The following is a 22,193-nucleotide window of genomic DNA, read 5'->3' as shown; positions in this document are numbered from 1 at the left end:
GGTGTACGAAGTGGGGGCGGGGCAGCCCGCTCGGGGGGAAAGGCTGCCCCGCCGGTCTCATGGGGCGCGCCGAGCTAGTTGGCCGGCGGCATCAGCACCGTGTCGATCATGTAGACGGTGGCGTTGGCAGTCTTCACGCCGCCGCACACCAGGCCGGCATCGCCGAACTTGAGATCGTCGCCGGCACCGGTCACGGTGATCGCCTCGCCCTGCACGGTGGTGTGCTCACCGGCCACCTGGTCGGGGGAAACCTGGCCGGGCACAACGTGATACGTCAGGATCGAGGTGAGCAGGTCGGAGTCCGTCTTGAGCGTCTCCAGGGTGGCGGGGTCGACCTTGGCGAACGCGTCGTCGGTGGGGGCGAAGACGGTGAACTCACCGCCGTCGAGCGTGGACACCAGGTTGACGTTCGGGTTCAGTTGCCCGGAGAGGGCCTGCGTCAGCGTCTTGAGCATCGGGTTGTTGGATGCGGCCACGGTGACCGGGTCGGCGGACATTCCCTGGACCGAGCCGGGTCCGCTGGGCACCTGCTCGGCGTACGCGGCGCAGCCGGTACCGATCAGCGCGCCGGCCGGCGCCGCCATCGTGGTCGAGGTCTCCGGTGCCATCGAGGAGGTCATGGACTCCGTCATGGAGGACACCGAGGAACTGGCGTCACTGCTCTCGTCGGATGACCCCGAACAGGCGGACAACCCGAGTGCCGCCACCGCCGCGACTCCGGCGAAGGCGATCCGATGGTGAGTGAGTTTCATCAGGCTCAACTTCCTTGTTGGCGGGCCGGCCGGTGCCGCACCCGTGTGCACCTACATCCGCTATTCGGTGCCGCGCGCCGGATGGATGGGTTCGGATCGAAGTCGGGGCACAATGGGTGCGTGAGCTCACCCACCTCCCGCTGCCGCGTCCTGATCCTGGGCAGCACCGGATCGATCGGTACCCAGGCGCTGGAGGTCATCGCCGCCAACCCGGACCGCTTCGAACTGGTGGGCCTGGCGGCCGGGGGCGGCAACCCGGATCTGCTGGCCGCGCAGGCCGCCGAGACCGGGGTGACCAACGTCGCGGTCGCCGACCCGGACGCCACGATCGAGGCCCGCTACCGCGGCCCGGACGCGGCCACCCGCATCGTCGAGGAGACGGGGGCCGATGTGGTGCTCAACGCCCTCGTCGGGGCGCTCGGCCTCAAACCGACCCTGGCCGCCCTGCACAGCGGCGCCCGGCTCGCACTGGCCAACAAGGAATCGCTGGTGGCCGGGGGCCCGCTGGTCCTCAAGGCGGCCGCACCCGGCCAGATCGTGCCGGTGGACTCCGAGCATTCGGCGCTGGCGCAGTGCCTGCGCTCGGGCAGCCCCGAGGAGGTGGCCCGGCTGGTGCTGACCGCCTCGGGGGGCCCGTTCCGTGGCTGGGCGGCCGCGGACCTGGAGTCGGTCACCCCGGAGCAGGCCGGCGCCCACCCCACCTGGTCGATGGGGCCGATGAACACGTTGAACTCGGCGTCTCTGGTCAACAAGGGGCTGGAGCTCATCGAGACACATCTGCTGTTCGGCATCGACTACGACCGCATCGACGTGGTCGTCCACCCGCAGTCCATCGTGCATTCGATGGTGACCTTCACCGATGGTTCCACCATCGCCCAGGCCAGCCCGCCCGATATGAAGCTGCCGATCGCGTTGGCGCTGGGGTGGCCGGCGCGCGTCCCCGGCGCCGCCGCGGCATGCGACTGGACGACGGCGTCCACCTGGACGTTCGAACCGCTCGACGATGCGGTGTTCCCGGCGGTGCGGCTGGCCCGGGAGGCCGGGCAGCGTGGCGGAAGCCTGACCGCGGTGTACAACGCCGCCAACGAGGAGGCCGCGGAGGCCTTCCTGGCGGGACGGATCCCGTTCCCGGCGATCGTGCGGACGGTGGCCGATGTGCTGCACGCCGCAGATCAGTGGGCCGCTGAACCCGCTACCGTGGAAGAGATACTCGATGCGCAGGACTGGGCCCGTGACCGGGCGCGGCGCGCAGTCAGCCAGGAGGTAGCAGCAAGCCGATGATGTTGTACGTATTGGGCATCGCGGCGATGGCGCTGGGCATCCTGTTGTCGGTGGCCTGGCACGAGTGCGGTCACATGTGGGTGGCCCGGGCCACCGGCATGAAGGTGCGCCGCTACTTCGTGGGATTCGGGCCGACGCTGTGGTCGACCAAGAAGGCCAACAAGCTCGGGTACACCGAGTACGGGGTCAAGGCCATCCCGTTGGGCGGCTTCTGCGACATCGCGGGCATGACCACCCACGACGAGATCGCTCCCGAGGACGAGAAGTACGCGATGTACCGGCAGAAGGTGTGGAAGCGCGTCGCCGTGCTGTTCGCCGGGCCCGGGATGAACTTCGTCCTCGGGCTGGTCATCATCTACGGCATCGCCAACATCTGGGGCCTGCCCGATCTCAACCCCCCGACCACCGCGATTGTCGGTGAAACCTCTTGTGTGGCACCGCAGGTCGCCAAGAGCGGGGAAGACCCCTACGGACCGTGCCCCCAGCCGGGTCCGGGTCCGGCCGCTCTGGCCGGAATCCAGAGTGGGGACACCATCGTCAAGGTCGGTGAGACCGACGTGGCGACCTTCGCCGATATGGCCGCAGCCATCCGTGCACTCGACGGCCCGGTCCAGGTGGTCTACGAACGCGACGGCCAGCGGCTCTACACGGTGGTCGACGTCGCGCAGACCCAACGCTTCACCTCCAAGGACGCCGAGACCCCGGACACCGTCGGGGCGATCGGTGTGAGCGCCGCACTGCCGCCGGGACCCACGCAGTACAACCCGCTCTCGGCGATCCCGGCGACCGTCGCCTTCACCGGCGAACTGTCGGTCAAGCTGGGGGAGGCGTTGCTCAAGATCCCGACCAAGGTCGGTGCGCTGGTCGAGTCGATCGGTGGTGGTGAACGCGACCCGGAGACGCCGATGAGTGTCGTCGGCGCGAGCCGGCTGGGCGGTGAGGCGATCGAGAACGACCTCTGGGTGCTGTTCTGGTTCCTGCTGGCGCAGCTGAACTTCGTGCTCGGCGCGATCAACCTGCTGCCGCTGCTGCCGTTCGACGGTGGGCACATCGCGGTCGCCACCTACGAGAAGCTTCGCAACATGGTCCGCAAGGCGCGTGGGCTGCTGCCCGGCGCGCCGGTGGACTACATGAAATTGATGCCCGCCACCTACGTCGTGCTCGCCGTGGTGGGCGTCTATATGTTGTTGACCGTCACCGCCGACGTGGTCAACCCCATCAGCCTTTTCCAATAGGAGACACGCAATGACGAACATCGGGTTGGGCATCCCGGCACCGCCGCCGCCGGTCCTGGCGCCGCGCCGCAAGACCCGTCAGCTCAAGGTGGGCAACGTCGGGGTGGGCAGCGAATCGCCGATCTCGGTGCAGTCGATGTGCACCACCAAGACGCACGACATCAACTCCACCCTGCAGCAGATCGCCGAGCTGACCGCCTCGGGCTGCGACATCGTGCGGGTGGCCTGCCCGCGCCAGGAGGACGCCGACGCGCTGCCGATCATCGCGAAGAAGGCCAACATCCCGGTCATCGCCGACATCCACTTCCAGCCCAAGTACATCTTCGCGGCCATCGACGCCGGTTGCGCGGCGGTGCGGGTGAACCCGGGCAACATCAAGGAGTTCGACGGCCGGGTCAAGGAGGTCGCGAAAGCGGCTGCGGCAGCCCAGATCCCGATCCGGATCGGGGTCAACGCCGGTTCGCTGGACAAGCGGATGCTGGAGAAGTACGGCAAGGCCACGCCGGAGGCGCTGGTCGAGTCGGCGCTGTGGGAAGCCTCGCTGTTCGAGGAGCACGGCTTCGGCGATATCAAGATCAGCGTCAAGCACAACGACCCGGTGGTGATGGTCGAGGCCTACGAACAGCTGGCCGCGCAGTGCGACTACCCGCTGCACCTCGGCGTCACCGAGGCCGGGCCGGCCTTCCAGGGCACCATCAAGTCGGCGGTCGCGTTCGGCGCGCTGCTGAGCCGGGGCATCGGCGACACCATCCGGGTGTCGCTGTCGGCGCCGCCGGCCGAGGAGATCAAGGTCGGCACCCAGATCCTGGAATCGCTGAACCTGCGCCCGCGCGGGCTGGAGATCGTGTCCTGCCCGTCCTGCGGTCGTGCCCAGGTCGACGTCTACACGCTGGCCAACGAGGTGTCGGCCGGCCTGGACGGGCTCGACGTGCCGCTGCGCGTGGCGGTGATGGGCTGTGTGGTCAACGGACCCGGGGAGGCCCGCGAGGCCGATCTGGGTGTGGCTTCCGGAAACGGCAAGGGCCAGATCTTCGTCAAGGGCGAGGTGGTCAAGACGGTGCCGGAGGCGCAGATCGTGGAAACCCTGATCGAGGAAGCGATGCGCATCGCCGCGGAATCCGAGGGGGCGGCCGGCGCTGACGGATCTCCCTCCGGCCCGCCGGTTGTGACCGTAAGCTGAAACCTGGCCCTGTGAGCGGGCTCACCAGATACGGCTTGCCAGAAAGAGTCCCGAATGTCGGCTCCACCACTGTCACGTGTCACCGGCGACCGACAGGTCTCGGTGGTTCGTGACGTCGGTCAGGTGCGGGCCGTCCTGGAGGCGGATGCCGTCGCATCCTGCATGGTGGCCTGCCGGGTGCTGGAGTTCGGGGTCGACCCGGGCGCCATCGGCGGTGAGTTGTGGACGCGCGGGACACCGGCGGACTCGCTGTGTTACGCCGGGGCCAATCTGATCCCGCTGCGCGGCAGTGCCGCCGACCTGAAGGCGTTCGCGGACAAGGCGTTGCGCGCGCCGCGGCGGTGCTCCTCGCTGGTCGGCCGTGCCGAACTGGTGTTGCCGTTGTGGCAGCGGCTGGAACCGGGCTGGGGGGTGGCCCGTGACGTGCGGGCCGATCAGCCGCTGATGGCGCTGCACTCACCCGCGCGCTGCCTGGCCGACCCCGCGGTCCGGCCGGTGCGGATGGAGGAGCTGGACGCCTACCTGGTGGCGGCGATCGACATGTTCATCGGCGAGGTGGGTATCGACCCGCGGCTCGGCGACGGCGGCCGCAGCTACCGGCGCCGGGTGGCCGGCCTGATCGCGGCGGGCCGGGCGTGGGCGCGGTTCGAGCGCGGCGAGGTGGTCTTCAAGGCCGAGGTGGGGTCGCAGTCGCCGACCGTCGGCCAGATCCAGGGTGTGTGGGTGCACCCGGAGTGGCGGGGCCGCGGCCTGGGCGCGGCCGGTACCGCGACGGTCTCGGAGGCTGTGCTGCGTGGCGGCCGGATCGCCAGCCTCTACGTCAACGGGTTCAACGAGGTGGCCCGCGCGACCTACGCGAAGATCGGTTTCACCCAGGTGGGCACGTTCGCCACCGTCCTGTTGGACTGATCTCGGCGCGATCACGTTTCTGTCTCGGTGCGCCTCCGACGCAACCCGCCGTCACACTCTTAACATCAGCCACAATGACATCGTCAACCTCATCAGTATCGCGATTGTCACGGCTGACCGCGGGCATCGCCGTCATCGTCGTCGGCGGTGCACTGAGCGCCTGCACGCCCAAGCCGGACGGGCCCGAACCCGTTGCCGCGCAATTCTTCGAGGCGCTGGTCGACGGTGACACCGCCGCCGCCGCGCGGCTGTCCGACAAGCCGGCCGAGGCGCAGGCGGCGCTCAACGAAGCCTGGGCCGGACTGCAGGCCGAGCGGCTGGACAGCCAGATCACCGGGTCCAAGTACACCCTGGACACCGGCACCGTGAAGTTCCGCTACACCTGGCACCTGCCCAAGGAACGCACCTGGGCCTATGACGGCGAGCTGAACATGGTGCGCAACGAAGGTCAATGGCAGGTGCGCTGGAGTGCCACCGGTCTGCACCCGGGACTGGGCGCGAACCAGACGCTGGCATTGCGCGCCGATCCGCCCGGGCGGGCTTCGGTGAACGAGCGCAGCGGCAGCAATGTGCTGGTGCCCGGCTACCTGTACCACTTCGCGCTGGACGCCAAGGCCGCCGGCGCGGAACTGATGCCGACCGCCCGCGCGGTCGTCGACGCGCTGCGACCCTTCGACGACACCCTCGACCCCCAGCGCCTCGCCGAGGAGGCCAGCTCGCGGACGTCGCCGCGCAGCCTGATCACGCTGCGCAAGTCCGACTACGACAAGGTGTTCGGCGCGATCGGCAACCGGCCGGGCGTGGTGATCACCCCGCAGCCCGAGATGCTGCCCACCGACGAGAAGTTCGCACCGGCGATCGTGGCCGAGGTCAAGAAGGCGGTCACCGAGGACCTGGTGGGGGAGCCCGGCTGGCGGATCGTCAGCGTCAACCAGAACGGTGTCGACGTCGCCGTGCTGAACGAGGAACCCGGCACCCCCGCCCCGTCGGTGACGATCAGTCTGGACCGTGCCGTGCAGAACGCCGCGCAGGACGCGGTCGACATGGTCGGCAAGAAGGCGATGATGGTGGCCATCAAACCGTCGACCGGGGAGATCCTGGCCGTCGCGCAGAACGCAGCCGCGAACGCCGACGGACCGACGGCCACCATGGGCCTGTACCCGCCGGGGTCGACGTTCAAGATCGTCACCGCCGCCGCGGCCCTGGAACGCGATATGGCCACCCCGAACACGCTGCTGGGCTGCCCCGGCAAGCTCGACATCGGGCACCGCACGGTGACCAACTACAACGCGTTCGACCTCGGCACGGTGCCGTTGTCGCGGGCCTTCGCGAACTCCTGCAACACCACCTTCGCCGAACTCGCCTCCACCATGCCGCCGCGCGGGCTGACCACCGCGGCGGCCCGCTACGGCCTGGGCCCGGACTTCATGGTCGACGGGATCCCGACGGTGACCGGATCGGTGCCCCCGACCGTGGACCTGACCGAGCGCGTCGAGGACGGCTTCGGCCAAGGCAAGGTGCTGGCCAGCCCGTTCGGGATGGCCCTGGTGGCCGCGACGGTGGCCGCCGGCAAGACGCCGGTGCCGCATCTGATCGAAGGTCGCCAGACCGAGGTGGACGGCCAGATCGGTGAGCCGCTGAGCCCGGAGATCATCGACGGCCTGCGCCCGATGATGCGTCTGGTGGTCACCAACGGCACCGCCAAGGAACTCAACGGTCTCGGCGACGTCCGCGGCAAGACCGGTGAGGCCGAGTTCGACGGCGGTTCGCACGCCTGGTTCACCGGCTACCGCGGCGACCTGGCTTTCGCGGCGCTGATCGTCGGCGGCGGCAGTTCGGAGTACGCGGTGCGGATGTGCCGCGACATGCTCAACGGGCTGCCCCCGGACTACCTCGCCTAACCTTGACGGTGGGAGGGCGAGATGAACGAGGATCCGGGAACCTGGCGCATCGCCGATTCGGCGATTCCCCGCATTCCCGAGAATGGGCTGCGGGTCTCCGACGCCGACCGCAACGGCACCCTGCGTCGGCTGCACAATGCGGTGGCCATGGGGCTCATCGACATCGGTGAGTTCGAGGAACGTTCCACACTGGTGGCCCAGGCCCGGCTGCATTCGGACCTCAACGCCCTCGTCGACGATCTGCCCGGACCGGGCGCGATCATCAGCTCGGCCGCCGACCGGGTGGAGTTGCGCGGTGTGCTGGGCTCGTTGAAGCGCCAGGGGGAGTGGCTGGTGCCCACCCGGCTGGCGCTGACCCGGCGGATGGGCTCGGTGGACCTGGACCTGACCCGGGCCCGCTTCGCGGGATCGATGGTGGTGGTGGAACTCGACCTCAAGTTCGGTGGCCTCGAACTGCGCCTGCCCGCCGGGGCGAGCGCGTCGATCGACGATGTCGAAGTGGTGGTCGGCAGCGCCCGTGACCATCGCGGCGACGCGCCGGCCGAGGGCAACCCGCACATCATCCTCACCGGCAAGGTGGTGTGCGGATCGGTGGACATCCGTGGACCGCGCCGCAACTGGAAGCCGACGCTGAGACGGTCCTAACGCGGCTCCAGCACCGCGAAGGTGAGCGTCGACTTGGCCGCGAGCCGTCCGCGATCCACATCGAAGACGTCGACCTCGGTGACGATGAGACGTCGCCCGGCCCGCACGATCGTCGCCTCGGCGCGGGCCTTGCCCATGATCGGCGCCAGGAAGTGGATGTTCAGGTCGGCGGTGGTGACGTCATAGCCGGCGCCGGTCGCCCGGCCGGCCAGCATGCCGGCCGCGATGTCGATCAGGGTGGCCACCAGGCCACCCTGCAGCGCACCGCGGACGTTCGCGAGATCCGGCCGGTTCTCCATCTCCAGCACCAGCCGGTCGTCGGCCGACTCGACCTCCCGGTAGTCCAGCCGCGTCAGGATGTGCGTTTCACTCACCGCCGTACGGTAACACCATTACCGCCGGGCGAGAGTTTCGCTCTCGGGCCGTCTCGACGCGGCGATTAGCATGTCACCATGCCCGTTCGCGCCCCACTTCGTTCCGGTGAGCTGTCCCCGACGCTGCCGGTGCCCAAGTCCATCCCGCGCCCCGAGTACGCGTGGAAGCCGACCGCGGTGGAGGGCCACGAACCCTGGGTGCAGACCCCGGAGGTGATCGAGAAGATGCGGGTCGCCGGGCGCATCGCCGCCGGCGCGCTCGCCGAGGCAGGCAGGGCGGTCGCCCCCGGCGTGACTACCGACCATCTGGACCGGGTGGCCCACGAGTACATGCTCGACCACGGCGCGTACCCGTCCACCCTGGGCTACAAGGGCTTTCCCAAGTCGTGCTGCACCTCGCTGAATGAGGTGATCTGCCATGGCATCCCGGACTCCACCGTCATCGAGGACGGTGACATCGTCAATATCGACGTCACCGCCTACAAGGACGGCGTGCACGGCGACACGAATGCCACCTTCCTGGCCGGCGATGTCTCCGAGGAACACCGACTGCTGGTGGAGCGCACCCACGAAGCCACCATGCGGGCCATCAAGGCCGTCAAACCGGGCCGGCAGCTGTCCATCGTCGGGCGGGTCATCGAGGCGTACGCGAACCGCTTCGGCTACAACGTGGTCCGTGACTTCACCGGTCACGGGATCGGTGAGACCTTCCACAACGGCCTGGTGGTGCTGCACTACGACCGGCCGGAGGTGCAGACCGTGCTGGAGCCGGGGATGACGTTCACCATCGAGCCGATGATCAACCTCGGATCGCTGGACTACGAGATCTGGGATGACGGCTGGACGGTGGCCACCAAGGACCTCAAGTGGACCGCGCAGTTCGAGCACACCCTGGTGGTGACCGAGGACGGTGCCGACATCCTGACCCTGGTGTGAGCGCGCTGCTGATCGCCGGCACCACCTCCGATGCCGGCAAGTCCATGGTGGTCGCCGGACTGTGCCGGCTGTTCGCGCGCAAGGGAATTCGGGTCGCGCCGTTCAAGGCGCAGAACATGAGCAACAACTCCGCGGTCACCACCGAGGGTGGCGAGATCGGCCGGGCGCAGGCCATGCAGGCCCGCGCCGCCGGGCTGGCGCCCAGCGTGCGTTTCAACCCGGTACTGCTCAAACCGGGTAGTGACCGGACCTCACAGCTGGTGGTGCGCGGGCAGGTGGCCGGCACCATGGCGGCCAGGGACTACCTGACCCGGCGCACCCAACTGGCCGAGGTCGTCAACGCCGAACTGCAGGCGTTGCGCGCCGACTTCGACGTGGTCATCTGCGAGGGCGCCGGCTCGCCGGCGGAGATCAATCTGCGCGCCACCGACCTGGCCAACATGGGGCTGGCCCGGGCGAGCGGCCTGCCGGTGGTGGTGGTCGGTGACATCGACCGCGGCGGCCTGCTGGCCCACCTGTTCGGCACCGTCGCCGTGCTCGAACCCGAGGACCAGAAACTCATCAGCGGATTCCTGGTCAACAAGTTCCGCGGGGACCCGGCGCTGCTGGAGCCCGGACTGCGCCAACTGCAGGAACTGTCCGGCCGGCCCACCTATGGTGTGATCCCGTACCTGGACGGGCTGTGGCTGGACACCGAGGACTCGCTGTCGGTGCAGGCCGGGCAGACGCTGGGCCGGCCGATCGAACCGCGCGGGACGGACTGGCTGACGGTCGCGGCGGTGCGGTTACCCCGCATCTCGAACTCCACCGACGTCGAGGCGCTGGCCTGCGAACCCGGGGTTGCGGTGCGCTGGGTTGCCGACCCGGCCGAGATCGCCGAGGCCGACGTGGTGGTGCTGCCGGGCAGCAAGGCCACGGTGTCCGACCTCGGCTGGCTGCGCGAGCGCGGACTGGCCGACGCGGTGCGCGCGCACGCGGCCGCGGGCCGCCCGGTACTGGGCGTGTGCGGCGGATTCCAGATGCTGTGCCGCCGCATCGACGATGTCGTCGAGTCGGGCTCCGGCCGGGTTCAGGGCCTCGGTCTGCTCGACGCAGACATCGTCTTCGAGCGCGAGAAGACGTTGCGGCACTGGGAGACTCCGTTGCACGGATACGAGATCCACCACGGTCAGGTGGCCCGCAGCGCCGAGGACGACTGGCTCGGGGTGGGCATTCGCCGGGGTGCGGTCTACGGCACGCACTGGCACGGCCTGCTCGACAATGACCAGGTGCGGCGCGGCTGGCTCGCCGAGGCGGCCGGCGCGGCCGGCCGGACCGGCTTCGAGGTGGCCCCCGACGTCAGCGTCAGCGCCCGCCGGGACGCCCAACTGGACCTGATGGCCGATGCGCTGGCCGAACATGTGGACCTCGACGCGTTGCTCGGCCTGCTCGACGGGGTCCCGGCGCGACCGGTGATCACCAGCGCACTCGGTAACGTGGACCCATGATGCGCGGGCTGCCGGTGCTGTTCGCCGCGGTGGTGCTGCTGACTGGTTGCACGAGCGCGGTGCAGGGCGCCGCGACCTGGCCCGGGGAACGTCTGGAGCGGGTTCTGCTGACCGCCGCGGATTTCCCGGACGGGGTGCAGTTCGACCGGGTCATCGAGAATCCCGGCGAGCCCGACGGCGCCGGTGCGCCGCCGGCCATGCTGTCCGACCCGCCGGGTTGCAGTGAGGGATTCACCAAGGTGATCACCGCGACGGCGGAGCGCGGGCCGGGCAGTGCGGCCAAGTACACCGTCGGCTACGACGGAGCCCGCATGCTGATCACCGTGCTGAGCTGGCCGCTGGACACCGATGCGCTGGAAGCCACCGCCCAGCGGTGCGCGCGCTTCTCGACCTTCTTCGATCGGGGTTCGCCGCCCATCCCGATGACCACCACGCGGCTGGAGACCGCGCGCCCGGACGCCCTGGTGTACGAGCAGACCATGGACCTGTCCGGCGCCCGCAGCAGCGTGTACTTCTCCTTCGAGAACGTGGACTCGATGGCGGTGTTCGCCGTCGCTTTTCCCACCCCGAACCCCGCGATCGGGGTCAAAGCGACGCTGCCGCAGACGTTTCTGGAGGCAACCGGCAAACAGGCGCAGCGTCTGGAGGCGCCGTGACGGCCGGTGGGCAAGAGCAGACAAACCGCTGCGCCGAACCCGAGGATGTCCTAGCGTGACCCAGATGCCCGCCACCACCGTCACCGTGGACGATGCCCCCTTCACGGTCGAGGTCGCAGGCCCGGAGAACGCCGGCGTGGTGGTGTTGCTCGGCTCGGTCAAGCAGGCGCCCGCCGCCTACGACGCGGTGTGCCACCGACTGCACACCGCCACGCTGCGCACCGTCGTCATCCCGCCGTCCCCGCAGCTGACGGCCTCCGCGGTGACCGGCATCATGGATGCCCTCGATGTGCGCTGGGGGACGCTGGTCGGCGACCGGGTCGGGGCCGAACTGGCCTGGGAACTCGCGGCCACCAGGCTCGACCGGTTCACCGGGCTGGTGGTGGTCGACCGCGGGCACCCCCGGGTCCCCGACGAGGCCGGGGCGGTCCGCAACGAGAACTGCCCGCCGGTCGAGGTGGCCACCACCGCACTGGTGAGCACGGTGGCAGCGGCGAAAGTCGTTCGCGCCAGCCAGCAATACGTCTACGGGGACTTCCGGGTGGTGGAGCTGCTCGGCCGGCGCAACGCCGGCGAGTCCACCGCGCAACTGGCCGCCGAGATCGTGATGCGCACCAGCACCTGGTGACTCCATTGGTCTGATGGCCTACCTTTAGAGCTGGCGCCGGTCACCGCCGACCCGCGTCGAACCGACGAGGGGATTCGCCCGATGGTTGGAACCGGAATGCTGTCGCAGGCCGCGCTGGAACAGCTCGTCGCGGCCCACGAGGTCGACACCGTCATCGTCGCGTTCCCGGACATGCAGGGCCGGCTCACCGGCAAACGGGTCTCGGCGCGGCTGTTCGTCGAGGAGGTGGCCGCCCACGGCGCGGAGTGCTGCAACTACCTGCTGGCTGTCGACGTCGACATGAACACCGTCGGCGGATATGCCATGTCGAGCTGGGAGACCGGCTACGGCGACATGGTGATGACCCCGGACTTCAGCACGCTGCGCTGGTTGCCGTGGCTGCCGGGCACCGCGCTGGTGATGGCCGACCTGTCCTTCACCGACCGGCGCCCGGTGGCGGTCGCCCCGCGCAGCATCCTGCGCGCCCAACTGGACCGGCTGGCCGAGCGCGGCCTGCAGGCATTCGTCGGCACCGAGCTGGAATTCATGGTGTTCGACGACACCTACCGCGACGCATGGCATGCCGGATACCGCGACCTGACACCGGCCAGTGACTACAACGTGGACTACGCCATGCTCGCCTCCACCCGGATGGAGCCGCTGCTGCGCGACATCCGCCTCGGGATGGACGGCGCCGGAATGTACTGCGAGGGCGTGAAGGGGGAATGCAACCTCGGCCAGCAGGAGATCGCGTTCCGCTATGACGAGGCGCTGATCACCTGCGACAACCACACCATCTACAAGAACGGAGCCAAGGAGATCGCCGACCAGCACGGGAAATCGATCACCTTCATGGCGAAATTCGACGAGCGCGAAGGCAACAGCTGCCACATCCACATATCCTTCCGCGGCACCGACGGTTCGGCCGTCTTCGCCGACGACACCGACCCGGACGGTATGTCGGCGATGTTCCGCAGTTTCGTGGCCGGCCAACTCGCCACCCTGCGCGAGATGACGCTGTTCTACGCGCCGAACATCAACTCCTACAAGCGGTTCGCCGACGGCAGCTTCGCGCCCACCGCGGTGGCCTGGGGGATGGACAACCGGACCTGCGCGCTGCGGGTTGTCGGCCACGGCGAAGGTCTGCGGATGGAATGCCGGGCGCCCGGCGGTGACGTGAACCAGTACCTGGCCGTCTCGGCGCTGATCGCCGGTGGGCTGCACGGCATCGACGCGGGACTGACGCTGGAGGAGGCCTGCACGGGCAACGCGTACGCCGGCGGTGCGCAGCGACTGCCGCACACCCTGGCCGAGGCCGCCGAGCTGTTCGAGGGCTCGGCGGTCGCCCGGAGCGCGTTCGGCGAGGAGGTCGTCGCGCACTACCTGAACAATGCGCAGGTCGAGCTGGCCGCGTTCAACGCCGCGGTGACCGACTGGGAGAGGGTGCGCGGATTTGAACGCCTCTGACCCGATCAGACCGGTATTGGGCCTGACCACCTATTTGCAGCGCGCCCAGACCGGCGTCTGGGATCTCGACGCCTCCTTCCTGCCCGCCATCTACATCGAGGGCGTCAACCGCGGCGGGGCCACCGCGGTACTGCTCCCGCCGCAGCCCGGCGGGACCGAGGTGGCCGACCGGGTACTGGACGGACTCGACGGACTGATCATCACGGGCGGGCGCGATGTGAACCCGGAAAGCTATGGCCGGCAACGTCACCCGACCACCGACGAGCCGATGGGCGAACGCGACGCCTGGGAGTTCGCCCTGCTGGGCGCGGCGCTGCGGCGCGGCATGCCGGTGCTGGGCATCTGCCGGGGCGCCCAGGTGCTCAACGTGGCCCTCGGCGGCACCCTGCACCAGCACCTGCCCGATGTGCTCGGGCACACCCGGCACCAGCGCGGCAACGCGGTCTTCTCCACCTCCTCGGTGCACACCGTGCCCGGCACCCGGCTGGCCGCGCTGATCGGTGACGCCTCGGACGCACAGTGCTACCACCACCAGGCCATCGACCGGCTCGGCGACGGGTTGATCGTCAGTGCCCGCGACACCGCCGACGGGGTCATCGAAGCGGTCGAACTGGACGGGCCGCAGTTCGTGCTCGCCGTCCAGTGGCACCCCGAAGAGCGGCTCGACGATGTCCGGTTGTTCACCGCGGTCGCCGAGGCCGCCGCCGACTACGCGAAAGGCAGGGTCGCCACATGAGCATCTGCACGGTGATCAACCCCGCCACCGAGGAAGCGTTGTGCGAGGTCGAACTGCTCGACGAAGCCGCGGTCGATGATGCGGTGGCGCGTGCCGGGGCCGCCCAGCGTCGCTGGGCCCGGCTGGCGCCGGCCGACCGCGCCGGCGCGCTGCGGGCCTTCGCCGCGGTCGTGGACACCCACATCGGCGAGCTCGCCGCCCTCGAGGTGGCCAACTCCGGGCACCCCGTCGGACAGGCCGAATGGGAGGCCGGGCACGTCCGTGATGTGCTCACCTACTACGCGGCCAGCCCCGAACGGCTTGTCGGCCAGCAGATCCCGGTGGCCGGTGGTCTCGACGTCACCTTCAACGAACCGCTCGGCGTGGTCGGGGTGATCACCCCGTGGAACTTCCCGATGACCATCGCCTCGTGGGGTTTCGCCCCGGCGCTGGCCGCCGGGAACGCGGTCGTGCTCAAACCCGCCGAGTGGACCCCGTTGACCACGATGCGGCTGGCCGAATTGGCGGTGACCGCGGGCCTGGATCCCGACCTGTTCCAGGTGCTGCCCGGTGCCGGGACGGTGGTCGGCGAACGCTTCGTCAGCCACCCGGGGATACGCAAGATCGTGTTCACCGGGTCGACCGCGGTGGGTACCCGGGTGATGGCCGGCGCCGCCGCACAGGTCAAGCGGGTCACCCTCGAGCTCGGCGGCAAGAGCGCCAACATCGTGTTCGACGACTGCGACCTGGAACGGGCGGCCGCCACCGCGCCGTCCGGTGTCTTCGACAATGCCGGACAGGACTGCTGCGCGCGCAGCCGGATCCTGGTGCAGCGCAGCGTCTACGACCGTTTCATGGAGTTGCTCGAACCGGCCGTCGCCGCCGTGGTGGTCGGCGACCCCGCCGCCCGGGACACCGAGATGGGACCGCTGGTATCCCGACCGCACTGGGAATCGGTGCGCGGTTACGTGCCCGACGACGCGCCGGTGGCGTTCCGGGGCAGCGCCCCCAGCGGACCCGGGTTCTGGTTCCCGCCAACGGTGTTGACCCCGCCGCGCACCGACCGCACCGTCACCGAGGAGATCTTCGGGCCGGTGGTGACGGTGCTGCCGTTCGAGGACGAGGCCGACGCGGTCGCACTGGCCAACGACACCAGCTACGGGCTGTCCGGGTCGATCTGGACCGACAACATATCCCGCGCCCTGCGGGTCAGCCGGGCGATCGAGGCCGGCAACCTGAGCGTCAACTCGCACTCCTCGGTGCGGTACAACACCCCGTTCGGTGGTTTCAAGCAGTCGGGCCTGGGCCGCGAGCTCGGGCCGGCCGCACCGCTGTCGTTCACCGAGACCAAGAACGTCTTCATCGCCGTCCGCGACGAGCAGTAAGGAGTCACGACCATGGACCTGACGCAGCGACTCAAGGACAAGGTCGCCGTCATCACCGGCGGCGCCAGCGGCATCGGATTGGCGGCCGCCAGACGGATGCAGGCCGAAGGCGCGGTCGTCGTCATCGGAGACGTCGACGCGACCACCGGGCGCTCGGTCGCAGACGACCTCAACGTCACCTTCGTGCCCGTCGACGTGTCCGATCAGGTGGCGGTGGACAATCTTTTCGACACGGCCTTCGAGGTGCACGGGGGTGTGGACATCGCGTTCAACAATGCCGGTATCAGCCCACCCGAGGACGATCTGATCGAGAACACCGGCATCGATGCGTGGCAGCGGGTCCAGGACATCAACCTCAAATCCGTGTTCTTCTGCTGCAAGGCGGCGCTGCGGCACATGGTTCCGGCGCAGAAGGGGTCGATCATCAACACCGCATCCTTCGTCGCGGTGATGGGGTCGGCGACCTCGCAGATCTCCTACACCGCCTCCAAGGGTGGCGTGCTGGCCATGTCACGCGAACTCGGGGTCCAGTACGCCCGGCAGGGCATCCGGGTCAACGCGTTGTGCCCGGGCCCGGTGAACACCCCGCTGCTGCGGGAACTGTTCGCCAAGGATCCCGAACGGGCGGCGCGGCGGCTGGTGCACGTCCCGGTCGGCCGATTCGCCGAACCCGAGGAACTCGCCGCCGCCGTCGCGTTCCTGGCCAGCGACGACGCCTCCTTCATCACCGCGTCCAGCTTCCTCGTCGACGGCGGCATCAGCGGCCACTACGTCACGCCGCTGTGAACCGATGACGGATTCCGCACCCGAACCCGCGCCGGCCGCCGGCACCCTGCTGCGGCCGGTCCGGCTCGGCAACGCCTTCGAGGACACCGTGGCCCGGCTGCTGGAGACGATCCGGCTGGGCGTGTTGGCACCGGGGGAGTCGCTGCCCCCGGAACGTGAACTGGCGGCGCGGCTCGGTGTCAGCCGCGACACCGTGCGCGAGGCGATCAAATCGCTGGCCGACGCCGGATACCTGCGGTCCCGCCGCGGGCGCTACGGCGGCACCTTCCTGGCCGAGCAGCTACCCACGCCGCGCGCCGACGGGGTGCGGCCCGACCGCGCCGACATCGACGACGCGCTGCGGCTGCGGGAGATCCTGGAGGTCGGCGCCGCCCGGATGGCCGCCGGCCGCAGCCTAGGGGAGGTGGAGGCCCAGACGCTGCGCAGCCGGCTCGCCGACGTCCGCGGGGCCGCCTCCGAGGATTACCGCCGGCTGGACTCGCGGCTGCACCTGGCCATTGCCGAGGCTGCCGGGTCGCCGTCACTGGTGCCGCTGGTGGCCGAGAACCGGATGCGGGTCAATGCCCTGCTCGACCAGATCCCGTTGCTGCAGCGCAACATCGCGCACTCCGACGAGCAGCACGAGGCCATCGTGGCGGCCATTCTGGCCGGCGAGGAGCAGTCGGCCGCCGAGGCGATGTGCGCGCATCTGGCGGGTTCGGCGGCGCTGCTGCACGGATTCCTGGACTGAGGCTAGATTTGCAGCCATGACCGATCCCTCGGTGGTGCACCGGGCCTCGTCTGCGCTGGCTGACGTCGACACCGCCGGCTGGGCACAGCGGTTCGATCTGCTCTCCGATCCGCACCGCCTCGAGATCCTGCTCAGCCTGCACCGGGCACCGGGCATCTGCGTGGGCGACCTGGCCGCGGCGCTGGGCCGGTCCGAGAACGCGGTGTCCCAGGCCCTGCGCATCCTGCGCCAGCAGGGCTGGGTGAGCAGCGTCCGGGTCGGCCGTTCGGTCAGCTACCGGCTCGACGACGAGGTCGTGCACGACCTGCTGCACTGGATCGGCGCCGGGCACAGCTGAGGCGGCAATTCGGTCAATCCGGCATGTGTGCTGCCGGCGGGGATCACCATCGAGGTATGAGCGCCGAAGCCGAATCCAGCCCCGCCGACGCCGATCGTGCGGTGAAGGCCAAACACCGCGCGCTGTGGGCCTCCGGTGACTACGTCGCGGTGGCCGAGGAACTCATCGGAGAACTCGGTCCCGAACTGGTGCGCGCATGCCGTGTCCGGGCCGGGGACCGGGTGCTCGATGTCGCCGCGGGTGCGGGCAATGCCGCGATTCCGGCAGCCCTGGTCGGGGCGTCGGTGACCGCTGGCGACCTCACCCCGGAACTGTTCGAGGCGGGCCGCGCGCACGCGGCGGCGCGCGGCGCGGAACTGGAGTGGGTGGAGGCCGATGCCGAGTCGATGCCGTTCGCGGACAACGCCTTCGACATCGTGATGTCCTGTGTCGGGGTGATGTTCGCGCCCCGGCATCAGGTCGCCGCCGACGAGCTGCTGCGGGTCTGTCGCCCCGGCGGCACCATCGGCCTGATCAATTGGACACCAACGGGTTTCATCGGGCGACTGTTCGCCACCATGAAGCCGTACGCGCCGCCGCCACCACCCGGAGCCAGTCCGGCACCGCTGTGGGGCGATGAGGCCCATGTGCGCGAGTTGTTCGGCGACCGGGTCACCGATGTCACCTTCCGGCACCAGACCGTGGCGTTCGATCACTGCACCGACCCGTTGGAGTTCCGCGAATACTGGAAGCGCAACTACGGGCCCACCATCGCGGTCTACGGTTTCAACGCCGACAAGCCCGAACAGCTCGCGGCACTGGACGAGGCATTCCTGGACTTTCTGGCCGAGACGCAGCGTGACGGGCATTGGGACGCGGAGTACCTCCTGGTGACCGGGACCAAGCGCTGACAGGTGCTGGTCTGTTCACCTGGACAGATGTCGGTGCGGGTCTTAGGCTCGATGGATGACTCAGCAGCTCGTCGCCATGCACATGAGCGACGGCATCATCAATGCGCCTGTCTCGCTGATGTTCGCCGCGATTGCCGTTGCCGCCCTTGGCTTCTGTGGCAGCCGTGCCCGACGCGAACTCGACGAGCGCACCGTCCCGCTGGCCGGCCTGGTGGCCGCGTTCATCTTCGCGGTGCAGATGGTGAACTTTCCGATCCTGCCCGGCGTCAGCGGTCACCTGCTCGGGGGTGCGCTGGCGGCGATCCTGGTCGGCCCCTACACCGGTGCGCTGTGCGTGGCGATCGTGCTGGTGGTGCAGAGCCTGCTGTTCGCCGACGGCGGCGTCAGCGCGCTGGGCACCAACATCGCCAACATGTCACTGATCGGGGTTGCGGCCGGCTACGGCACCGCAGTGCTGGTCTACCGGCTCACCCACCGGCTGGGACCGTCGGCGTTCATCGCGGCCGTCATCGGGACGGTCTGCGCGGCAATGGGGTTCGTCGTCGAGTACGCGATCGGCGGTGCCGCCCCGGCCTCGCTGGGAACCGTCGCCGGTTACCTGTTCGGCACCCACCTGCTGATCGGGATCGGAGAGGGGGCGATCACCGCGCTGACGGTGGTGGCGGTGGCCCGCGCGCGCCCCGATCTGGTGTATCTGCTGCGCCGCGCCCGGCACGAGGTGCCGGCATGAGGTTCTGGGCTGCAGCGTTGATCCTCACCCTGCTGATCGCCGGCGGCGTCTCCTATCTGGCCAGTGCCAACCCGGACGGGCTGGATTCGGCGACGCTGCGCGGCTGCGAGGTGACCGAGATCGACGGCGCCGAGGAACTCACCGGCAACTGCATCGCCCAGCATGCCGACGAGCACGCCCTGGCCGGCTCGCCGCTGGCCGACTACGCGGTGGACGGACGCGAACACACCGGCGGCCTGGCCGGGGTGATCGGCGTGCTCGTCACCCTCGCGGCCGCCGGCGGGTTGTTCCGGATCCTGACTTGAGCGCCGGGCACTCGCACCCGCTGTACCGGGACGGGGATTCGCCGGTGCACCGGGCTCCGGCCGAGGTGAAGATCGTCTGCCTGGTGCTGGTGGTGCTGGCCGTGGTCGCCACACCACGGGACATGTTCTGGCCGTACGCGATCTACGCGCTGCTGATCCTGGCGGTCTGGCGGTGGGCGGGCATCCCGCTGGGCTGGGTGTTGCCGCGGATGGTGATCGAGGCACCGTTCGTGGTGCTGGCGGTGCTGTTGCCGTTCGCCGAGGGCGGTGAACGGATCAGCGTCGCCGGAGCCCAGCTGTCGGTCAGCGGCCTGTGGGCGGCGTGGGGGATCGTGGTGAAGGGAACCCTGGGTGTGGCCGCCTCGCTGACGGTGGCGGCCACCACCTCGGCCCGCGAGCTCCCGGTCGCCCTGAGCCGACTCGGGGTGCCCGCGCTGGTGACCTCGATGCTGGTGCTGATGATCCGCTACGTCGATGTGCTCGGCGCCGAAGCCGCCCGGATGCGGATGGCGCGACTGTCCCGTGGTGACTCCCCGCGGCTGCTGCACCAGGCCGGCGCCCTCGCCCGCGGTATCGGTGTGCTGTTCCTGCGGTCCTACGAGCGCGGTGAACGGGTGTATCTGGCCATGTTGTCGCGTGGATTCGACGGTCGGGTACCCGAACTCGCCATCGGTACCGCCCCGGCTCGCGCCGTCGACTGGTCGCTGGCGCTGCTTCCCGCCGCGTGCGCCGTCGCGGTGTCCGCGTCGGCCTGGGTGCTGCGATGAGTGCCCCGGCCATCCGGGTGAGCGGGCTCGAGCATGTCTACCCGGACGGGCACCGGGCGCTGGACGGCGTCGATCTGGCTGTGGCCGAAGGGGAACGGGTCGCCGTCCTGGGGCCGAACGGGGCCGGCAAGACCACGCTCATGCTCGCGCTCAACGGTGTGCTGACCGCGACCCGGGGCAGCGTCGTGATCGGCGCGACCATCTTGTCGCGCAAGACTGTCCGGGAGATCCGCCGCCGGGTCGGGCTGGTCTTCCAGGACCCCGACGACCAGTTGTTCATGCCGACCGTCGCGCAGGACGTCGCGTTCGGGCCGGCCAACTTCGGGGTCGTCGGCGCGGAATTGACCCGCCGGGTCGCCGAGGCACTGGCCGCGGTCTCGATGACCGAGCACGCCGACCGCAGTCCCGCCCATCTGTCCCTGGGCCAGCGCCGCCGCGCCGCCCTGGCGACCGTGCTGGCCTGTCACCCCGACATCCTGGTGCTCGATGAACCGTCGGCCAACCTCGACCCGCAGGCCCGCCGGGAACTCGCCGAGACGCTGTCCGGGTTGGCGGCCACCATGCTCGTGGTCACCCACGATCTGCCGTACGCGGCCCAATTGTGCACCCGCGCAGTGATCCTGGACGGCGGCCGGGTGGTCGCCGACGGTGCGATGGCCGATATTCTCGGCGACGCCGAGCTGCTTGCCGCGCACCGCCTCGAATTGCCGTGGGGCTTCACCGTGGGTCGGTGAGGCCCAGCAATGCGTTCTCGACCACCTCGGGCAGCGCCGGGTGGATCCAATATTGGCCGGTGGCAACCTCTTTGGCGGTCTGGCCGAAGCTCATCGCCTGGATCAGCGGCTGGATGATCGACGAGGCCTGATAGCCCATGATGTGGGCGCCGAGCAGCTTGCCGGTGGCACGGTCGGCGATCAGCTTGGCGATGCTGGTCTCGTCCTCCATCGCCCACCCGTAGGCGGTGGCGCTGTAGTCCTGCACCTTCACCACCACGTCGTGACCGGCCTCGCGGGCCTCCGCCTCGGTGAGCCCGACGGTCGCCAGCTGCGGATCGGTGAACACCGCCGAGGGTACGAACCGGTGATCGGCGGCCACCATCGCCGCGGTGTCGTCCCAGTCGCGCAACAGGTTGTGCCGAACCACCCGCATCTCGTGATTGGCCACGTGTTTGAGCTGATATGCCGAGGAGACATCGCCCAGCGCGAACACCCCGCGGGCAGTGGTGCGCTGGAACTCGTCGACCACCACCCGGCCGTCCTGTACCCGTACCCCGGCGAGGTCGGCGTCCAGCAGGTCGCCGTTGGGTCGGCGCCCGGTGGCCACCAGCAGCGTGTCGGCGGCCAGCGCGGTGCCGTCGTCGAGCCGCAACAGCACCCCGTCGCCTTCACACGGGCTCGACCCGATCACGTTGACGTGGGTGCGCAGATCCCATTTGGCCGCGGCCAGTTCGGTGAACCGGTGGCAGAGCGTCTCATCGCAGTGCGTCAACAGGCCGGGGCCGCGCACCACGATGGTCACCTTCACCCCCAGGGAGGAGAACACGTGCGCGAACTCGGCGGCCACGAAACCGCCGCCGACGATCACCAGGTGATCGGGCAGCGCGCCGATGCGCATGATGTTGTCGCTGGTGTAGTACGTGACCCCGCACTCGGTGATGGCCGGCGGCACCACCGCGCGGGCGCCGGCGGCGATGACCACCCGGTCGGTGCTGAACTCTGCGCCGTCCTCGGTACGCAGCGTGTACCGGCCGTCGGCGGCGCCGGTGAACCGGGTGTGACTGCCGTACACGTCGATGTTGGGCAGGCTGCGCTTATAGGCCTCGCCACCCTCGGCAATCGGGTCGATCCGACCGAACACCCGGGAGACGATGTCGGGCCAGCGCACCTTGTCGATGTGCGCGTCGATGCCGTAGCGGGAACTCTCCCGCACATTCTGGGCCACCTCGGCCGCGTAGACGAACATCTTGGTCGGGATGCAGCCGACGTTCAGGCAGGTGCCGCCGAAGGTGCCCTGCTCGCAGATCGCGATCCGCATATCGCCATAGCGCGGATCGAAACCCGGGTCCGGGATGCTGTTGCCCGAACCGGTTCCGATGATCGTCAGGTCGTAATGCTCCAC

24 protein-coding genes are annotated in these 22,193 nt (G+C 69.5%); 21 read left to right on the top strand and 3 right to left on the bottom strand.

Features of this window, described 5'->3' with window-relative positions:
- Nucleotides 1–74: 74 nt before the first annotated feature.
- Nucleotides 75–752, bottom strand: a complete 678-nt coding sequence (locus tag V4U86_RS16985; protein WP_395307125.1) for a fasciclin domain-containing protein — start codon at nt 750–752, stop codon at nt 75–77.
- Nucleotides 753–833: 81 nt separating this feature from the next.
- Between V4U86_RS16985 and dxr the strand changes: the two genes are divergently transcribed.
- The 6 genes from dxr (at nt 834) to V4U86_RS16955 (ending at nt 7,903) form a co-directional block, all read left to right on the top strand.
- Nucleotides 834–2,033, top strand: coding sequence for a 1-deoxy-D-xylulose-5-phosphate reductoisomerase (dxr, locus tag V4U86_RS16980; RefSeq protein ID WP_395307124.1), 1,200 nt, complete (start codon nt 834–836; stop codon nt 2,031–2,033).
- Entirely contained in the window at nt 2,033–3,268 is a 1,236-nt protein-coding gene (locus V4U86_RS16975) for a M50 family metallopeptidase (protein WP_395307123.1), read from the top strand. The genes dxr and V4U86_RS16975 overlap by 1 nt, the downstream gene beginning before the upstream one ends.
- Before the next feature lie 10 nt (nt 3,269–3,278).
- The gene (gene ispG, locus V4U86_RS16970) at nt 3,279–4,448 is read left to right on the top strand and encodes a flavodoxin-dependent (E)-4-hydroxy-3-methylbut-2-enyl-diphosphate synthase (protein ID WP_395307122.1); all 1,170 of its coding nucleotides are present in this window, start codon (nt 3,279–3,281) and stop codon (nt 4,446–4,448) included.
- Nucleotides 4,449–4,502: 54 nt separating this feature from the next.
- On the top strand, nt 4,503–5,357 hold the full coding sequence (locus tag V4U86_RS16965; RefSeq protein WP_395307121.1) for a GNAT family N-acetyltransferase: 855 nt from the start codon (nt 4,503–4,505) through the stop codon (nt 5,355–5,357).
- A gap of 74 nt (nt 5,358–5,431) precedes the next feature.
- Nucleotides 5,432–7,258: a penicillin-binding transpeptidase domain-containing protein gene (locus tag V4U86_RS16960; RefSeq protein WP_395307120.1), complete on the top strand. Its 1,827-nt coding sequence runs from the start codon at nt 5,432–5,434 to the stop codon at nt 7,256–7,258.
- 21 nt (nt 7,259–7,279) lie between these two features.
- A complete protein-coding gene (locus V4U86_RS16955; protein ID WP_395307119.1) occupies nt 7,280–7,903 on the top strand; it encodes a DUF1707 SHOCT-like domain-containing protein in 624 nt (207 codons plus the stop codon).
- Here the strand turns inward: V4U86_RS16955 and V4U86_RS16950 are convergent.
- The gene (locus V4U86_RS16950) at nt 7,900–8,277 is read right to left on the bottom strand and encodes a PaaI family thioesterase (protein WP_395307118.1); all 378 of its coding nucleotides are present in this window, start codon (nt 8,275–8,277) and stop codon (nt 7,900–7,902) included. The two genes, V4U86_RS16955 and V4U86_RS16950, sit on opposite strands and share 4 nt — an antisense overlap.
- A gap of 78 nt (nt 8,278–8,355) precedes the next feature.
- Here V4U86_RS16950 and map point away from each other — a divergent pair, with 78 nt between their 5' ends.
- From map to V4U86_RS16875, 15 genes are all read left to right on the top strand, one after another.
- Complete coding sequence (map, locus tag V4U86_RS16945) at nt 8,356–9,213, top strand: type I methionyl aminopeptidase (protein ID WP_395307117.1); 858 nt, start codon at nt 8,356–8,358, stop codon at nt 9,211–9,213.
- Between the two features lie 44 nt (nt 9,214–9,257).
- Complete coding sequence (locus V4U86_RS16940) at nt 9,258–10,700, top strand: cobyric acid synthase (protein ID WP_395312088.1); 1,443 nt, start codon at nt 9,258–9,260, stop codon at nt 10,698–10,700.
- On the top strand, nt 10,697–11,356 hold the full coding sequence (locus V4U86_RS16935; protein WP_395307116.1) for a hypothetical protein: 660 nt from the start codon (nt 10,697–10,699) through the stop codon (nt 11,354–11,356). The genes V4U86_RS16940 and V4U86_RS16935 overlap by 4 nt, the downstream gene beginning before the upstream one ends.
- Nucleotides 11,357–11,420: 64 nt before the next feature.
- Nucleotides 11,421–11,984, top strand: a complete 564-nt coding sequence (locus V4U86_RS16930; RefSeq protein ID WP_395307115.1) for an alpha/beta hydrolase — start codon at nt 11,421–11,423, stop codon at nt 11,982–11,984.
- Between the two features lie 81 nt (nt 11,985–12,065).
- On the top strand, nt 12,066–13,430 hold the full coding sequence (locus V4U86_RS16925) for a glutamine synthetase family protein (RefSeq protein ID WP_395307114.1): 1,365 nt from the start codon (nt 12,066–12,068) through the stop codon (nt 13,428–13,430).
- Entirely contained in the window at nt 13,417–14,166 is a 750-nt protein-coding gene (locus tag V4U86_RS16920) for a gamma-glutamyl-gamma-aminobutyrate hydrolase family protein (RefSeq protein ID WP_395307113.1), read from the top strand. Before V4U86_RS16925 ends, V4U86_RS16920 begins: the two co-directional genes overlap by 14 nt.
- The gene (locus tag V4U86_RS16915; protein WP_395307112.1) at nt 14,163–15,530 is read left to right on the top strand and encodes an aldehyde dehydrogenase family protein; all 1,368 of its coding nucleotides are present in this window, start codon (nt 14,163–14,165) and stop codon (nt 15,528–15,530) included. The genes V4U86_RS16920 and V4U86_RS16915 overlap by 4 nt, the downstream gene beginning before the upstream one ends.
- A gap of 12 nt (nt 15,531–15,542) precedes the next feature.
- Nucleotides 15,543–16,316 (top strand): 3-oxoacyl-ACP reductase, encoded by a 774-nt coding sequence (locus tag V4U86_RS16910; protein ID WP_395307111.1) that lies wholly within the window; start codon nt 15,543–15,545, stop codon nt 16,314–16,316.
- Between the two features lie 4 nt (nt 16,317–16,320).
- Entirely contained in the window at nt 16,321–17,046 is a 726-nt protein-coding gene (locus V4U86_RS16905) for a FadR/GntR family transcriptional regulator (RefSeq protein WP_395307110.1), read from the top strand.
- Between the two features lie 16 nt (nt 17,047–17,062).
- Nucleotides 17,063–17,383 (top strand): ArsR/SmtB family transcription factor, encoded by a 321-nt coding sequence (locus V4U86_RS16900; protein WP_395307109.1) that lies wholly within the window; start codon nt 17,063–17,065, stop codon nt 17,381–17,383.
- Nucleotides 17,384–17,439: 56 nt separating this feature from the next.
- The gene (locus tag V4U86_RS16895) at nt 17,440–18,273 is read left to right on the top strand and encodes a class I SAM-dependent methyltransferase (RefSeq protein WP_395307108.1); all 834 of its coding nucleotides are present in this window, start codon (nt 17,440–17,442) and stop codon (nt 18,271–18,273) included.
- Between the two features lie 55 nt (nt 18,274–18,328).
- Nucleotides 18,329–19,003 carry an energy-coupling factor ABC transporter permease gene (locus V4U86_RS16890; protein ID WP_395307107.1) on the top strand — a complete coding sequence of 225 codons (675 nt, stop codon included), beginning with the start codon at nt 18,329–18,331 and terminating at the stop codon, nt 19,001–19,003.
- On the top strand, nt 19,000–19,308 hold the full coding sequence (locus V4U86_RS16885; RefSeq protein WP_395307106.1) for a PDGLE domain-containing protein: 309 nt from the start codon (nt 19,000–19,002) through the stop codon (nt 19,306–19,308). Before V4U86_RS16890 ends, V4U86_RS16885 begins: the two co-directional genes overlap by 4 nt.
- Nucleotides 19,305–20,075 (top strand): cobalt ECF transporter T component CbiQ, encoded by a 771-nt coding sequence (cbiQ, locus tag V4U86_RS16880; RefSeq protein WP_395307105.1) that lies wholly within the window; start codon nt 19,305–19,307, stop codon nt 20,073–20,075. Before V4U86_RS16885 ends, cbiQ begins: the two co-directional genes overlap by 4 nt.
- Nucleotides 20,072–20,809, top strand: a complete 738-nt coding sequence (locus tag V4U86_RS16875; RefSeq protein ID WP_395307104.1) for an energy-coupling factor ABC transporter ATP-binding protein — start codon at nt 20,072–20,074, stop codon at nt 20,807–20,809. Before cbiQ ends, V4U86_RS16875 begins: the two co-directional genes overlap by 4 nt.
- On the opposite strand, the gene mtr is transcribed toward V4U86_RS16875, so the two are convergent.
- Nucleotides 20,793–22,193, bottom strand: coding sequence for a mycothione reductase (gene mtr, locus V4U86_RS16870; RefSeq protein WP_395307103.1), 1,401 nt, complete (start codon nt 22,191–22,193; stop codon nt 20,793–20,795). The genes V4U86_RS16875 and mtr overlap by 17 nt on opposite strands.

This window comes from Mycobacterium sp. AMU20-3851 (assembly GCF_043974665.1).
Lineage (GTDB): Bacteria > Actinomycetota > Actinomycetes > Mycobacteriales > Mycobacteriaceae > Mycobacterium.
This window is presented reverse-complemented; position numbering and strand designations above follow the sequence as displayed.

What these genes read in the sequence shown, in the direction of transcription:
- V4U86_RS16985 (WP_395307125.1), bottom strand. Translation starts at nt 752, where the DNA reads ATGAAACTCACTCACCATCGGATCGCCTTCGCCGGAGTCGCGGCGGTG.
- dxr (WP_395307124.1), top strand. Translation starts at nt 834, where the DNA reads ATGGATGGGTTCGGATCGAAGTCGGGGCACAATGGGTGCGTGAGCTCA.
- V4U86_RS16975 (WP_395307123.1), top strand. Translation starts at nt 2,033, where the DNA reads ATGTTGTACGTATTGGGCATCGCGGCGATGGCGCTGGGCATCCTGTTG.
- ispG (WP_395307122.1), top strand. Translation starts at nt 3,279, where the DNA reads ATGACGAACATCGGGTTGGGCATCCCGGCACCGCCGCCGCCGGTCCTG.
- V4U86_RS16965 (WP_395307121.1), top strand. Translation starts at nt 4,503, where the DNA reads ATGTCGGCTCCACCACTGTCACGTGTCACCGGCGACCGACAGGTCTCG.
- V4U86_RS16960 (WP_395307120.1), top strand. Translation starts at nt 5,432, where the DNA reads ATGACATCGTCAACCTCATCAGTATCGCGATTGTCACGGCTGACCGCG.
- V4U86_RS16955 (WP_395307119.1), top strand. Translation starts at nt 7,280, where the DNA reads ATGAACGAGGATCCGGGAACCTGGCGCATCGCCGATTCGGCGATTCCC.
- map (WP_395307117.1), top strand. Translation starts at nt 8,356, where the DNA reads ATGCCCGTTCGCGCCCCACTTCGTTCCGGTGAGCTGTCCCCGACGCTG.
- V4U86_RS16940 (WP_395312088.1), top strand. Translation starts at nt 9,258, where the DNA reads ATGGTGGTCGCCGGACTGTGCCGGCTGTTCGCGCGCAAGGGAATTCGG.
- V4U86_RS16935 (WP_395307116.1), top strand. Translation starts at nt 10,697, where the DNA reads ATGATGCGCGGGCTGCCGGTGCTGTTCGCCGCGGTGGTGCTGCTGACT.
- V4U86_RS16930 (WP_395307115.1), top strand. Translation starts at nt 11,421, where the DNA reads ATGCCCGCCACCACCGTCACCGTGGACGATGCCCCCTTCACGGTCGAG.
- V4U86_RS16925 (WP_395307114.1), top strand. Translation starts at nt 12,066, where the DNA reads ATGGTTGGAACCGGAATGCTGTCGCAGGCCGCGCTGGAACAGCTCGTC.
- V4U86_RS16915 (WP_395307112.1), top strand. Translation starts at nt 14,163, where the DNA reads ATGAGCATCTGCACGGTGATCAACCCCGCCACCGAGGAAGCGTTGTGC.
- V4U86_RS16910 (WP_395307111.1), top strand. Translation starts at nt 15,543, where the DNA reads ATGGACCTGACGCAGCGACTCAAGGACAAGGTCGCCGTCATCACCGGC.
- V4U86_RS16905 (WP_395307110.1), top strand. Translation starts at nt 16,321, where the DNA reads ATGACGGATTCCGCACCCGAACCCGCGCCGGCCGCCGGCACCCTGCTG.
- V4U86_RS16900 (WP_395307109.1), top strand. Translation starts at nt 17,063, where the DNA reads ATGACCGATCCCTCGGTGGTGCACCGGGCCTCGTCTGCGCTGGCTGAC.
- V4U86_RS16895 (WP_395307108.1), top strand. Translation starts at nt 17,440, where the DNA reads ATGAGCGCCGAAGCCGAATCCAGCCCCGCCGACGCCGATCGTGCGGTG.
- V4U86_RS16890 (WP_395307107.1), top strand. Translation starts at nt 18,329, where the DNA reads ATGACTCAGCAGCTCGTCGCCATGCACATGAGCGACGGCATCATCAAT.
- V4U86_RS16885 (WP_395307106.1), top strand. Translation starts at nt 19,000, where the DNA reads ATGAGGTTCTGGGCTGCAGCGTTGATCCTCACCCTGCTGATCGCCGGC.
- V4U86_RS16875 (WP_395307104.1), top strand. Translation starts at nt 20,072, where the DNA reads ATGAGTGCCCCGGCCATCCGGGTGAGCGGGCTCGAGCATGTCTACCCG.